This window comes from Flavobacterium sp. FG19 (genome assembly GCF_057809475.1).
The window spans coordinates 62,352-76,874 of the sequence record NZ_JBMDKA010000022.1 but is presented as its reverse complement, the minus strand read 5'-3'; the positions used below and the strand labels follow the sequence as shown (position 1 = coordinate 76,874).

Below are 14,523 nucleotides of genomic sequence, written 5' to 3'. Positions count from 1 at the left end.
GTTATTAAATTTTAATTTGGATTTCTCAAAATCAAGAGCCGGTTTAATTCTTAATTCTGTAATTTACTGATTATAAACCGCTTTTATTTTATCTACAATAACCTGAGCCAGACGTTCGTGACTTTCAAAAGTCCATCCGGCTATGTGCGGCGTTAACAGCGCATTCTTTGCTTCAAGCAGATACTGAAATGCTTCGGGAGTATTTTTATCCTGAAACAGGGTTTCAAAAGATAATTTCTCATATTCCAGAACATCCAGTCCGGCTCCGAGTATTTTTTTAGTTTTCATGGCTTCAGTCAAATCTGCCGTCACGATATTTTTTCCGCGTGAAGTATTGATAATCCAGAATGGTTTTGAAAAAGCGGCGATAAAAGCAGCATCCACCATTTTATCAGTCTGCGGTGTCCATGGCAGGTGCAGGCTTAGAACATCTGTTTTCTGCTGTAATTCCTCCAGCGAAACCTGTTTGGCATTATCATCGCCCACCTTATCGAGAATATCATAACACAGCACCTCAACATCAAAACCGCGAAGTTTTTTAGCAAAAGCTTTTCCCATATTTCCATAACCAATAATCCCCACCGTTTTTCCGTCTAATTCATGACCTCTGTTGCTTTCACGGTTCCACTGCCCTGCTTTTACTTCAGCATCAGCTTTATTCAGATTATTAAACAGTGATAAAATTACTCCCAGCGAATGTTCCGCAACAGCATTTCGGTTGCCTTCCGGGGCCGCAATTAAATGAATTCCTTTCGTTTCGGCATAATCACAGTCAATGCTTTCCAGACCTGCCCCAACCCTTGCAATAAACTGCAGATTTACGGCTTTATCTAAAAACGTCTGGTCAATTTTAAAACGGCTGCGGATTACCACTCCGTTATATTCCTGAATTTTAGTTTCGATTTCCTCTTTAGAAGATTTAAAATCGGCGTGGTTTTCAAAACCCGCTTCTTCCAGCTGGTTCCAGAGAACCGGATGATTACTATCGATATGAAGAATTTTTACACTCATTTTTATTGAATTTAATATTAAGCAAAAATAAGAGTAATTCTCTAAGATTGCTTACTCTAACGAATAAGATAAGGAGCGAAAAACATGGGGATATTCCCAGTCTCCGTTTACATAATTGGCATCATAGGAAATAAAGCCCGCAATCAGTCTGCCGTCAGATTCTTTCATTTCAAAATCAGTCAGACCAAAATAAGCCGGGGTTTCAAACTGACGGATCAGGTGCCCTTCTTTATTAAAAACAAAAATGGCCATACTCAGCACACCGTTTTTCACAGATTCATTACGTAAAAACAAAGAAAAAATGAAATCCCCGTTTGTCCTTTTAAATCCCTGTGAACTGTTAGGAAAAGGTACTTCATAGTTTTTAGGAAATATAAATTTAACCTGCCAGACAGCTGTACTGTCCTGACTTTTGTTTTTCCCAAATACAATTTCACCTGAATTAATCTCTTTTTCTTTAAGACTGTAATAATAATTTTCGAAGTTATCGGAATGAAAAACAATCGTATTTTCCTTTTCTTTCACTTCCTCCTGAGGTTTGGTTTCACTTTCTGTTATCCCGGTATCCTCTTCAGAAACTTCTTCTTCAATATCCGGTGCCGACGGTCCTCTGTAAAAAGAGGAAAAAGGCTTCTTATCTGATTTGTCTTTGAGCAGCTGCAAATCATCATTCATTGTAAATCTTTTATAAGTAGAAGAATAGGTTCCGTCTGCTGCTGAATCTTCAATTCCTTCAACATAAAAAGTACCATCAGGATTCGGGCTTATCGCATTAATATCCGTTTGCGGATAGCCCTCAAAACTATTCAGTTTTAATAATTTCAGGTTCTTATCGAGTACCGCAATAAACGGAATTTCACTTTGATCCGGTTTAGCTGCAGTGCCGCTTACAAAGATTTTTCCTTTTACATAATAGAGAGAAAAATCAGATTTTCTTATGTAAGTGAATCCTCTTTCTTCAAAAGCTTTAAGAAAAATAGCTTTCATTGATTTTGTTTCCGGTTTATAAGGCGAGTTTACATTTTTATAAGCCATTTTCTCAATCTGCCAGCCTGCTAAAACATGCTGCATTTTTTCATTGTCACCGCCTGCGGATGCGTTTACAGATTTTATTTCTTTCTTCACAAACAAGGTAAAGCCTCCGTTATGCTCATCGCATATCAATACATTGTATGCGTTATACTTCGAAACACGGTCTCCCGTTTTTTGCCAGAGCTTCTGTTTTCCGGCTTTGTCAAGAATCAGAATATAAGGCGTAAAATTATACTTTCCATCACCTTCTTCTATAAAACAAACTAAATCTCCGTTAGTCAGCCGGCCAAAATTCCGAAGAGCCCCCTGATTGATTTCTTTCTCATAATGCCATAATTCAGGCGAACTAAATCTGCCTGAAAAATGAATAACCGATTTTACTTCCAGCTTTTCATTGTCCGCTTGATCTTCGTCTGTCTGATAGTCATTACTAATGGGAGCAGAAACAGACCTGCTTAGGTTTTGTGTTATTTCCTCATTATTAATACTGGTTTCTTTTTTACAGGAAATCTGAATTAAGATCAAAGAAAGACTTACGGCGCGAAAAAAAATAGTTTTATAATTCATAACATATCATTTTATAAAAACAAAAATATACTTATTTGTCTAAGTTTTTTCCTAAAAAAATATTTTGCTCTTTTTTAACCAAAATCGCCGGGACTTTCAGGCCGGCCTTTTTTATTGCCGCTTTTTTTTTAACTTTGACTATATCCCCAAAAGAAATCCCATCTTTTATAAATGATTACAATCTCTTCATAATGAAATTAACCAAGACTTTTAAAGCCTTTTTTGAAAACGAAAAATCGGGAGGATTACTCTTGTTATTTGTCACCCTCATTTCTTTGTATGTGGCTAATTCGTCTTATTCTGCTGCATATATTGCTTTTTGGGAAAGAGATCTGGGCGGTCATTCCCTTACACACTGGATCAATGATGGTTTAATGAGCATTTTCTTTTTATTGATTGGTTTAGAACTGGAACGCGAAATATATCATGGTGAATTATCAAACATAAAGAATGCCTCGCTGCCTATTATGGGCGCACTGGGCGGCATGCTGATACCAGCCGCTATTTTTCTCGCCTTAAATTTTGGTACCTCCACACAAAACGGTGCAGGAATCCCAATGGCGACCGATATTGCTTTTGCAATTGGGATTTTATCACTTCTGGGCAATAAAGTTCCGGCTTCACTAAAAGTTTTCTTAACAGCACTGGCAGTTATAGACGATTTAGGAGCAATTATCGTAATTGCTGTTTTTTATACCAAAACAATCGTATTTGTAAATCTGGGAATTGCTTTAGGAATCTGGGGCGTTTTATTTGTTCTGAACCGAATGAAGGTTTACAGCCTGATTCCCTATCTCATTGGAGGAGCAGCAATGTGGTATTTTATGCTTAATTCCGGGATTCATGCCACGATTACAGGCGTAATCCTGGCTTTTGTAATTCCGTTTGGCGATGGCAGCGAGCAGTCTACTTCGTACAAACTGCAGCATTTCCTGCATCAGCCTGTCGCTTTTATTATCCTGCCTTTATTTGCTGTTGCCAATACCTGCATTGCCATTAATTCAGACTGGCACAGCGGACTAAATCATCCCAATGCTTTTGGAATTATTTTAGGACTGGTAATTGGAAAACCATTGGGAATCGCACTCTTTTCTTCTATTGGCGTAAGCGCCGGATTATGTGCACTGCCCAAAAGTTTAAAATGGGCGCATATTCTGGGTGCCGGAATGCTGGGCGGCATTGGCTTTACTATGTCTATTTTTATTACTTTACTGGCCTTTAACGATCCGGATATTATTCTGTATTCCAAAATATCGATTCTGATTGCTTCTGTACTTTCCGGAGCTCTCGGATATGCTTATCTGAAATTCATCCTGACTCAGGACAAAGCTCCCGACGGTAATTAAAACTCTGGATATGAAATCAACCCATACCTCCCTGTTTCTGTTTTTTGGTCTTTTACTGCTATCGTCGTGCACTGATAAAAAAACAGCTGTGACACCTCAGGAGAGCATTCCTGAAGTTACTCCTGTTCCTACAATTATTACTAAAGAAAAAGCAATTGAAGGAATTTACGAAACCCGATCAGAAGAAAACGACTCGGGAGAATGCAGCCTTTTATTAGAGATAAGTAAAACCAAAGAGGGTTATTCCTATCTCATGACAACCAAACTCCGAAAACTAAAAGGAAAAGCTTCTTTTACATCTGATACTTCCGGAGCAGAATATCTGGTTCTGGAAGGCATTAAATGGGACGAATATGAAGGAGACATCAGCGGCGATGAAGAAAGTCCTGCCGATTCTGAAGAACCGGAAATCCCAGTTGGAATTGAAGCGCTTTATACCAAAGATACCCTAACCATTCAAAATTCCGGTAATGCCATGAATTACTACACCAAAATTTCAGAATGTGACAGGAAGTACATACAGCTGATTAAAAAATAAGAATTCAATATTTAAATTTCAGATCCCAACCGAAGTTTTTTGGAATCTCTTCTGCCAGGCTTTGTTCCTGAGCACGACAAAACACATTATCTTATCGGATATTTTTCAGGATTCTGTGAAGTGTGGAAAACAGCATTTAAAAACACTGTTTTTGATAATTCATCTACAATGAAAAACGCAACATAGGGAAACTTTTTAAACGGCAGATAGCGATAACTGTTATCGTATAATTGATAAAAAGGATTTATCTGCAAAGCTTTATAAACCTTTTCGTAATCATTCAGAAAATCTAATGCTGTTTTTTTGCTGACTTTTAAAACATAATACGAAACGGCTTCCTCAATATTTTTTAAGGCAATTGGAGAAACAATAATCTTATAGTTCATACTTCTTTTTTAACTCTGCATAAACTGATTCTGCATCTGTATAAAGACTTTTGTCTGAATTTAATTGACTGTTTAAGATTTCCTGCTGTTTCTCAGATAGCTCATAGGGTTTTACATTTGCTATCTCAAATTTAATTTTTAGTGATTCCATAAAAGCTTTTACAGCTTCTATTTGAGAGGCATCTTCTGTATATGCTGTAATATTAATTGCTTTCATGAGATTGATTTACTAAAATTAAAAAACAAAGTTAAGACAAAAGCCTGATTTCCATGTTAATTTTTAACAAAACAAAATTCCAGCATTTAAATTCTCCTGTTCACTGACAGTTCAATTGAACTGCTTTCCTGAACCTTTTATTTGATACTTCATTTCTTCGCATAGTAAAACGCACGTTATTATTTAAAAACAAAAAATTCCAAACCTCAATAAAATTTGGAATTTGGAATTTCTACTATTGTAATTTTATAACTTTTATTTTAACAACCCTTTAATCTGCTTTAAAGAAGTTTTAATTCCTTTAATTAAAGACGAACTGAAACCATTATGTTCCATCTCGTTCAGCCCTACAATGGTACAGCCCTGAGGTGTGGTTACACGATCGATTAACTGTTCCGGGTGCACTCTTTCTTCTAACAGCATTTTAGCCGCTCCTTTTACCGTTTGAGCAGCAATGGCAAGTGCTGTATTAGAATCGAATCCAATTTCGATTCCGGCCTGCATAGAGGCACGAATATAACGTAAAGCATAAGCAGTACCACAGGCCCCTAAAACTGTCGCTGCATCCATCAATTTTTCATCAATAACAGGTGCTGTTCCCAGATCGTGAAACAGATCTACAATTGGCAGTGCTTTTTCTCGGTCTTTTTCGGGAAATGAGATACAGGTTGCTGACTCCCCAAACTGCGCCGCAATATTTGGCATAATGCGTACCACAGGATATTCATTACCGGTTTTTGACTGAAGCATATCCAGAGACAAACCACTTACCGCCGAAGCTATCGTTTTGTTTTGAATTACCGGAAGGATCTCCGCCAAAACCGTATCTACCTGATAAGGTTTTATAGTCAGGATTACTACATCGGCTTCCTGGATATTATGTTTATTGTCGTTAGAAACTGTAATGCCATATTCTGCTAAATACTGAATAGAAGCAGTGTTTCTTCTGGTAACGGTTATCTCGTTGTTTTTAGAAAATTTTGCAATTCCCAGGGCAATAGAAACCCCAAGGTTTCCGCCTCCTATAATATGTACTTTCATCCTGCTTGGTTTTAATTTATTTCTGGCTGGCTAATAGCTGATTTTTCGGCCTGTAAATTACGCCAATTTTACAGATTTTAAATCACTGCAAAAGGTCAATTTGTGGCAAAAATCTAAAAGCCCAGAATCATTTTGGCTACTCCAAAATAGAGCATAATCCCAAAAACGTCATTAGTAGTAGTAATAAACGGTCCCGTTGCAATAGCAGGATCTATTTTATTTTTATGAAGAAAAAGCGGCACCAGGGTTCCCAGTGTTGCGGCAAACATAATCACCACAATCATAGAAATTGAAATGGCCAATCCCACTAAATACTGCTGATACATTAGAGAATGATATCCCAGTAAAAGCAGCGAAATGATACTTCCGGAAATCATCGATACGGTAATCTCTTTGCTAAAATAACTTTTGCTGAATTCTTTTAACGTTCCGTTTGCCAGACCCTGTACTACGATCGCCGATGCCTGAACACCAATATTTCCTGCTGTTGCCGAAAGCAGAGGCACAAAAATAATTAAAGTCGAATATTTCTGGAATGCCGTTTCATTGTCTTTCAGGACAAAAGAAGCTACAATTTCAATTACCATCCCTATTAAAAGCCACGGCAGACGCGCTTTGGTTAATTCGTAAACGCTGTCATTAGATTCAACGTCCTGCGTAATACCCGCTGCCAGCTGGTAATCTTTATCGGCTTCTTCCTTGATTACGTCTACGATGTCGTCGATGGTAATTCTTCCTACCAGACGTCCGAGTTCATCTACAACCGGAATAGCCTCAAGGTCATATTTCTGCATGATACGGGCCACTTCGACATCTTCTGTGTCTACTCTTACAAAATTTAATTTTCGGATATAAACATCTCCAATCTGGGTTTTGGTAGAAGAAGTCAGTAAATCTTTGAGTGATAAACGGCCTTTTAAGCGGTTTTCATCATCGACCACATAAATCGAATGCACTCTTGAAACATTTTCGGCCTGGATGCGCATTTCTTTTACACAGGTCAGAACGTTCCAGTTTTCATTAACTTTCACCAGCTCCTTTCCCATCAGACCACCCGCTGTATTTTCGTCATAGCGTAATAACTCGACAATATCTTTGGCGTGTTCCACATCGACCATTTCCGAGATAACTTCCGCTTTGATTTCCTGCGAAAGTTCGGCTATAATATCCGCTGCGTCATTGGTTTCAAGCTCATCAAGCTCTTCCGCAATCTCTTTTGGCGAAAGTCGGCTTAAGATATTCTCACGCAGATCTTCTTCCAGTTCCAGAAGGATCTCTGCTGTTTTGTCACTATCTAAAACTTTGAAAATATAGGTGGCTTCGTCAAAATCTAATTCATCAAGAATTTCAGCGATATCAGCATGGTGAAGATCGTTAAGTAAAATTTCAAGTTCGTTGTCATCTTTCTTAACGATTAGTTCTTCTAATTGGTGGATAAATTCTCTGCTAACTTTGAACTCCATCGGCTTCTATTTTTTGAGTCAAAACAATAAATTCGTCTACACTAAGCTGTTCCGGACGTTTATCAAAGATAGTGTCTTCACGCAGATTATCAGATAAATTTAATGTTTTCAAACTGTTACGTAATGTTTTTCGTCTTTGCTGAAAAGCCGTTTTTACAACTGTAAAAAATAGCTTTTCGCTGCACGGAAGACTGTAGTCTTCCTTTCGGGTCATTCTCATCACACCCGATTTTACCTTGGGCGGAGGAATAAAAACGTTTTCATTAACCGTAAACAGATACTCTGTATCATAGAAAGCCTGAGCTAAAACTGATAGTATTCCGTAGGTTTTCGAGCCTTTCTTTTCGCAGATACGCTCGGCTACTTCTTTCTGGAACATTCCCGAAAACTCAGGAATCTGGTCTCTAAGCTCTAATGTCCTAAAAACAATCTGGGAAGAAATATTATACGGAAAGTTGCCAATTATGGCGAACTGTTTATTTGAATAAACTTCATTTATATTATACTTCAGGAAATCCTGAGAGATAATTTTATCTTTTAGTTTTGGATATTTAGCATCCAGATACGCTACAGATTCTGTATCGATCTCAATAACGTGAGTATTGACTGGCTTTTCAAGTAAATATTTAGTAAGCACACCCATCCCCGGTCCTATTTCTAAAACCTCCTCATATCCTTTAAGACTTAAAGTATCGGCAATAGCTTTGGCTACGCTTTCATCTTTAAGAAAATGCTGTCCTAAATGTTTTTTAGCTTTTACTTTTTCCATATTCGTTATTTGTTTCCTGCTTTGTTAATGTATTAACGCAATATCTTAATGAGCAGATCCCATAATCGTATTCATGAACATATATTGAAAATGAACAATTTCAAACTGAATTTTTTCTAAACCCGTCAGCAGTCCGATATTGGCTTTACAGCCAAACTTAAAGTTTAAAAAATCTACCTTTTTACCTTCTTTATTTACAAAGGTCTTACTGGTATTGAATATTTCATTATCTTCTTCAAAACCGGCATACCGCTTTGAAGAGGATATAATTACTTTATTTTGTTTATAAAAAAGGGCTATCTTCTTTTTTAAAACAGCATATTTTTGTTTTACAAATGCATCATAAAGTGCTGTGTCGTTTGTAACGAAAAAATCTTCTTCAGGGATTCCTGATTTGATCTCATCGATATAATCATTAATTTCGTTCCCAACGGAGTAAATTTGTGCTGCAGACCCCATCATTTCTCCATATACTTCAGGCTGCTCCTCGTTTCTCATCTTTAGCACTTCATACTTAGACGACGCAATATGTTTTAAGATTTCTTTAGAAGTCTCTCCAATTTTTCTAAATTCATTAAGCTGCAAAATAACAGCTGTCGATGTTTCTTTTTCAGCTTGCGGTTCTGGTTGTCCTTCTTTGCTTTGACAGCAGACATTCAGACTTAGCAGTAAAAACAAAACAAATTTAGCTTGCAGGTATTTCATAAACAAACTGAGTGAACAAGCACCGTTTTTAATTGGCAATTAATTTTTTGCAAATATACTCCTTTTAGACATTAAGAGAAAAGGCCTGTTTGTTTTAATCTGCGATATCATTTTGATCCCGCAGACAGAACAATCCTAATCCTTATTTAATTAAAAACGAAATCAATGTTCTGAAATAACCTCTAATTCTGTTCTGAAAGAAAGCATTTTATCTGCAAACAGCTCCAAAGCTTCTCTGTCAAACCGGGGCTGGTCTTCCAGATAGTATTTTTCTAAAGTATCTTTACTGTCTGTAGTATACTGAACGGAGTAAGTAACTCCTCCCATTTCTTCCTCTACCAGCACTTTTACAATTCGTGCCGAAGAAAATTTTTGTGTCGCCAGAATCTCCGGTATATGCTTTTCCTGCATCCATTTTAACCATTGATCATGTGCACTTTCGTGTATATTGGTAGTAACGTTGAAAATAATCATTTTTTTAAATTTCTGAGATGCTGTCCTGATAGCTATGGGGACTAAGATTCTAAATTTTTTACTTTTTAGACTCTTTAACTACATCATCCTGTTAGTAATTCATTTTTGGAATTTGACATTTACACTATTGAAAACTACAAATTCTTGTCTCCCCTTAACTCACGGTATTTTTTTCGGGCATCAACAAAGTAAATACTGTCCTGATGGTTAAAAATTACCTTTTCATACAAAGGTCTCGCCTTCTCCGTATCCCTTAATTCGTCATTGTAAATTTCTGCCGAAAAAAACAAAGCTTCGTCTACATAAATTCCGTCACTGTGATTGTCGATAATCTGCTGATACTGACTTAAAGCCGAAACAAAATCTTTCTGGTTTTCATAAATCTTTCCTAAACGAAGCAGTGTTACTGCCTCAATTTCCTGACCTTTAAAATTCTTCAGTATGTTCTGGAACTGCGTAACAGCATCCTGTTTTTTATTCTGATACAATAAAAAGTCGCCTTTGGCAAATTGTTTTAAGGCTGTCTGCGTCGAATCGGCAGCTGTATTATCGTTTATCAGTAAGAAATATTCTAACGCATCGTTGGCAATCAATTGGGTATTGGCCGATTTTAGTTCTTTAAACTGTTTTAATGCCCATTCAAAATCACCCTTATAATAACTGGTTTTGGCAGCTTTCAAACTGGCTTCATGAGCCATGACATCATTTTTTAAATCCAGCTGAATCTGCGAATAGTATATTAGTGCCTGATTGTATTTTTCTTCTAACAGCAGAATATCGGCGAGCTCCATTTTGGCATCTGCCTGCTGGTACGCATTCAGGTTTAGTGTTAAAGCTTTTTTTACTACTTCCTTAGCTTCTTCTGTCTTTTTTAAATTAAACGCCAGAAAATGCGCCTGAATTAACTGCAGGGACATTGTGAATGGATTTATTTCATAAGTAACGAGTAACTGCTGCAGTTCTGCGGCAATGGCCGGATAATCTTTGTCCTGTGCTTTGTCAATTTTGATCTGCATTAAACTCGCATTGGTTTTAATGAGCAGATCAGTATCTTTTGTGTTTAAAAGAATAAAATTCAGGATTTCAGCGGCCGTTTCAGTATCGTCTTCATTGAGCGCAAACTGACTTAAATTAACAATACTAATCAGCGATTCGGGTTCGCGTTTATAAATGGCTTTTTCCTGAATAAAGGCTTTTCCAAATTCTTTCTGCTGTACATAAAACCAGCTTAAATAATGATTCCAGAATACATCCTGATCTTTTTGGGTTTTTAAAATCAGTGCTTTTCGCATGGCGTCTTTAAAAGCCGTATTGTCTGTTTCACCATTCATAAAACGGGACAATTGCGTTTGAATTAAATTGGCATTCTGCTGATTATTGTAAGATTCCGTCAGCAAAAGATCGATCATCAAATCGGTTTTTCCTAACTGGCCGTACAGCATTCCAATCTGAAAGTTGAAATTATAATTGGGCTGCACCTGCATGGCTGTCTGATAGGCTTTGAGCGCATACTCCAGCAGCACTTTTTTCTCAAAAGCATTGCCTACGCCATACACATCATTAGGATTGGTTTTTATTTTCTCGATGGCCTGTTCGTAGTAATTTCTGGCCTTTGATTCATTTTTCTGTAATTGGTAATTATACCCCAATTCTACCAGAAAAATCCCCTGTTTATAACGGTTATAACGTTCCTGAATTGTTTTTTCGGCAATATCAAACTGCTGCAGCTGCTGATAACAGTCAACCGTTCTTAAAAAATACTGAGTATTGGATGGGGAACTTCTCAGAAGGTCTTCATAAATGATTTTCGCTTTTTCAAAATCACCCTTATCGTAGTAATTGTTCGCTAACTGTTCGTTTTGCGAAAACACAAGACCTGACCACAACAAAACGATATAGATAAAGATGTTTTTCATATTTCTGTTCTTTTTAGCCGCGGTTTACTGTCACAGTTTTCAGTCGCGGTTTTCAGTCACAGTCGCAGTAATGTTTCTTCTAAAAACGGAAAACTGCGACTGCGACTGCGACTGTAAACTAATACTACTAAGTTAATCAATTATATCAAATCCGCAGTAAGGACGTAAAACTTCTGGTATTACAATTCCTTCCGGTGTCTGGTAATTTTCTATAATTCCGGCTAAAACTCTTGGCAGTGCCAATGAACTTCCGTTAAGCGTATGAGCGAGCTGGTTCTTGCCATCTTTATCTTTGAAACGTAATTTCAAACGGTTAGCCTGGAAAGTCTCAAAGTTAGAAACAGAACTGATTTCTAACCAGCGGTCCTGAGCTGTAGAGAACACTTCAAAATCATAAGTCAAAGCAGAGGTGAACCCCATATCGCCGCCGCATAAACGTAAAATTCGGTATGGTAATTTCAGTTCCTGCAGAATGTTTTTCACATGTTCTACCATTCCGTCAAGCGCTTCGTATGATTTCTCGGGATGTTCGATTCTAACAATTTCCACTTTATCAAACTGGTGTAAACGATTTAAACCTCTTACATGTGCTCCGTATGAACCTGCTTCACGACGGAAACATGGCGTATAAGCCGTTTGTAAAACCGGCAGTTCGCTTTCGTTTAAAATAACATCACGAAACAAATTCGTAACCGGAACCTCAGCCGTTGGTATTAAGTACAAATCATCTAGTCCGGCATGGTACATCTGTCCTTCTTTATCCGGCAGTTGTCCTGTTCCGTAACCTGAAGCTTCGTTTACCAAATGCGGCACCTGCACTTCATTATAACCAGCAGCGGTATTTTTATCTAAAAAGTAGTTGATTAAAGCTCGCTGTAAACGGGCTCCTTTTCCTTTGTAAACAGGAAAACCGGCTCCTGTGATTTTTACCCCTAACTCAAAATCAATAATATCGTATTTTTTTACCAGTTCCCAGTGAGGCTGTGCACCTTCGTGTAAAACCGGGATATCACCTTCCTGAAAAACATTCAGGTTATCATCGGCTGTTTTCCCTTCTGGTACAATATCAGCAGGGAGGTTGGGTAAAGTATATAATTTATTGGTTAACTCAACGGCAAGCGCTTCAGCTTTTTCACCAAGTTCTTTACTTTTTTCTTTTAAGACAGCGGTTTTTTCTTTTAAGACAGCAGCTTTGGCTTTCTCGCCGGCTTTCATTAATTCACCAATGTCTTTGGACAATTTATTAGATTCAGACAGCGTATTGTCCAGCTCCACTTGTGCAGCACGACGATTCTCGTCTAATTTCACCACCTCTTCAACAACGCTCTTAGCATCGATATTTCGTTTTGCTAAAGCCTTGATTACTTTCTCCTGATTTTCTCTAATAAATGCAATTTGTAACATAGCTTGATTTTTATAACTATTGTATTTTTTTATAACGGAAGCAAATTTAAGGAAATGTTTGCTAAGATTGCGTACAAAGTTGGATCTAAAGTTTTTTAGTCCAAACGTATAAACGAAAACAGGCGTTTTCTTTATATACGGAAAGATAAGCAGAGAAAATACAAGGTTTTTAAACAAAATATACCAATTGATATATACTGTATTTGTAACCCGTTAACAAAATGATTATTAAAGTTTTATTCTTTTATCAGTTTAAAAATTGCCCCCTTATCACCTGCAGTAACTTTTAAAAAGTAAAACCCCGGATGTAATCTTAAAATATTTATGGTTCCGTCGTTCGACTTTCCCTTTAAAACCGATTTGGATTCATAATTAAAGAACTCAAAATCAAAATTAAAAGCTGCAAAATTCTGAACCGAAACAGTATCTGCAGCGGGATTTGGAGAAATAGCAGGTTCGTTTTCGATTTCTTTTGGCAGCTTCTCCTTATTACAGGCAATCTGTATCAATGGTTCCAGATCATTTTCATCATACAGGAAATCATAATTGAGTTCTTTGGCTTTTTGAAAAAGTGCACAGGCCTCTTTATCCTTTTTTTGGTCGAGATAAATCATTCCGAGATTTCTCATAGCATAAGAATTGTTTTTATCAGCCTCTAAAGCGGCTTTCAAATCAGCAATTCCTTTTCGGGATTCTCCTGATTTATGATAAAGCAGTCCCCGAATAGTCTTTAAATTCTTTCCATCGTAAAAGACTGTTTTAGCAATTTCACTTTCGTGTTTCTGAATAATTTCAAATGCTTTTTTATACTCGCCCGTATCGGTCAATAATCTGGTAAGCGGCCAGTATACCTGAGAATAGCCCGGATTTTCGGCCGCAATTTTTTCTAAATAGTAACGTGCCGGACCGTATATTTTTCTTTTTTGCAACAATGTTGCAAAATTATATAAAGTACGGAAATCGCCCGGATTGTTCTGAATGGCTTTGCAATAGTAATGAAAAGCAAAACCTTCCATTTCCAGAGAAGCATATACACTTGCCATTCGGTCATACAGTTTGCTTCTAAAAACAGCTGTCTTTTTTTGAGCAGAATCTGATAGTACTATTTTTTTATTTTCCGGATCTTTATCAACCGCAAACTCAACTTTTTTTAAATCTTCAATTGCCAGTGTATTATTCCCAAGACTTACTTCCAATACGCCCCGATTATACAAATCGTTAACACTAACCGGATTAAAATGGGTTTTATTATTGAGATCTGTGAGTAATTTTAGTGCTTTGCCTGCACTTTCTTCCCGCTCCTTTCCAAAAGGAAGTTTATGGTCTGTTCTTCCCGTCATTTTACCATGCGAGAAATTCCAGGTAACCAGTTTTTCGCCCTGACTATTATACTGAAAAGCATCACCGTCTTTCAGACCGTCTTTATCAAAATAAAAAACTTCATTTAATTTACCGTTTTGATAATAGGTTTTAGAACTATCCGGTTTTTTATCTTCTCCGTACCAAATAGCAACCGAAACAGATTTATCATCATAGAAATAACGGGTAACATTATCAGATGCTGTTTGGGGTTTTTCCTGAGCCGGCAGGAAAACAGGCCAGATCAGCAAAATAAAAAGGGTCTTTTTACACATTTTTCAGGTTCAGTTAAATG

14 protein-coding genes are annotated in these 14,523 nt (G+C 37.2%); 2 read left to right on the top strand and 12 right to left on the bottom strand.

Going from position 1 to position 14,523, the window contains the following annotated elements; genetic code table 11:
• Window positions 1–63: 63 nt before the first annotated feature.
• A complete protein-coding gene (locus ACODST_RS19925) occupies window positions 64–1,011 on the bottom strand; it encodes a 2-hydroxyacid dehydrogenase (RefSeq protein WP_488933841.1) in 948 nt (315 codons plus the stop codon).
• Window positions 1,012–1,062: 51 nt separating this feature from the next.
• Window positions 1,063–2,610, bottom strand: coding sequence for a hypothetical protein (locus ACODST_RS19920; RefSeq protein ID WP_488933840.1), 1,548 nt, complete (start codon window positions 2,608–2,610; stop codon window positions 1,063–1,065).
• A gap of 191 nt (window positions 2,611–2,801) precedes the next feature.
• Here ACODST_RS19920 and nhaA point away from each other — a divergent pair, with 191 nt between their 5' ends.
• Together nhaA and ACODST_RS19910 are read left to right on the top strand one after the other, a co-directional pair.
• Window positions 2,802–3,956: a Na+/H+ antiporter NhaA gene (gene nhaA / locus ACODST_RS19915; protein WP_488933839.1), complete on the top strand. Its 1,155-nt coding sequence runs from the start codon at window positions 2,802–2,804 to the stop codon at window positions 3,954–3,956.
• A gap of 10 nt (window positions 3,957–3,966) precedes the next feature.
• Window positions 3,967–4,494 (top strand): hypothetical protein, encoded by a 528-nt coding sequence (locus ACODST_RS19910; RefSeq protein WP_488933838.1) that lies wholly within the window; start codon window positions 3,967–3,969, stop codon window positions 4,492–4,494.
• 86 nt (window positions 4,495–4,580) lie between these two features.
• Here the strand turns inward: ACODST_RS19910 and ACODST_RS19905 are convergent, their stop codons facing one another.
• From ACODST_RS19905 to ACODST_RS19860, 10 genes are all read right to left on the bottom strand, one after another.
• A complete protein-coding gene (locus ACODST_RS19905) occupies window positions 4,581–4,880 on the bottom strand; it encodes a type II toxin-antitoxin system RelE/ParE family toxin (RefSeq protein ID WP_488933837.1) in 300 nt (99 codons plus the stop codon).
• The gene (locus tag ACODST_RS19900) at window positions 4,870–5,097 is read right to left on the bottom strand and encodes a DUF2683 family protein (RefSeq protein WP_488933836.1); all 228 of its coding nucleotides are present in this window, start codon (window positions 5,095–5,097) and stop codon (window positions 4,870–4,872) included. The genes ACODST_RS19905 and ACODST_RS19900 overlap by 11 nt, the downstream gene beginning before the upstream one ends.
• Window positions 5,098–5,352: 255 nt before the next feature.
• A complete protein-coding gene (gene proC / locus ACODST_RS19895) occupies window positions 5,353–6,138 on the bottom strand; it encodes a pyrroline-5-carboxylate reductase (protein WP_488933835.1) in 786 nt (261 codons plus the stop codon).
• 113 nt (window positions 6,139–6,251) lie between these two features.
• Entirely contained in the window at window positions 6,252–7,601 is a 1,350-nt protein-coding gene (mgtE, locus tag ACODST_RS19890; protein ID WP_488933834.1) for a magnesium transporter, read from the bottom strand.
• Window positions 7,585–8,370 (bottom strand): 16S rRNA (adenine(1518)-N(6)/adenine(1519)-N(6))-dimethyltransferase RsmA, encoded by a 786-nt coding sequence (gene rsmA, locus ACODST_RS19885; RefSeq protein WP_488933833.1) that lies wholly within the window; start codon window positions 8,368–8,370, stop codon window positions 7,585–7,587. Before rsmA ends, mgtE begins: the two co-directional genes overlap by 17 nt.
• 45 nt (window positions 8,371–8,415) lie before the next feature.
• A complete protein-coding gene (locus ACODST_RS19880; protein WP_488933832.1) occupies window positions 8,416–9,075 on the bottom strand; it encodes a hypothetical protein in 660 nt (219 codons plus the stop codon).
• A 162-nt stretch (window positions 9,076–9,237) separates the two neighbouring features.
• Window positions 9,238–9,549 (bottom strand): DUF4286 family protein, encoded by a 312-nt coding sequence (locus tag ACODST_RS19875; protein ID WP_488933831.1) that lies wholly within the window; start codon window positions 9,547–9,549, stop codon window positions 9,238–9,240.
• A gap of 134 nt (window positions 9,550–9,683) precedes the next feature.
• Window positions 9,684–11,465, bottom strand: a complete 1,782-nt coding sequence (locus ACODST_RS19870) for a tetratricopeptide repeat protein (RefSeq protein WP_488933830.1) — start codon at window positions 11,463–11,465, stop codon at window positions 9,684–9,686.
• A 132-nt stretch (window positions 11,466–11,597) separates the two neighbouring features.
• Window positions 11,598–12,869, bottom strand: coding sequence for a serine--tRNA ligase (serS, locus tag ACODST_RS19865; protein ID WP_488933829.1), 1,272 nt, complete (start codon window positions 12,867–12,869; stop codon window positions 11,598–11,600).
• Window positions 12,870–13,105: 236 nt separating this feature from the next.
• Window positions 13,106–14,503: a T9SS type A sorting domain-containing protein gene (locus ACODST_RS19860; protein ID WP_488933828.1), complete on the bottom strand. Its 1,398-nt coding sequence runs from the start codon at window positions 14,501–14,503 to the stop codon at window positions 13,106–13,108.
• Window positions 14,504–14,523 lie beyond the last annotated feature (20 nt).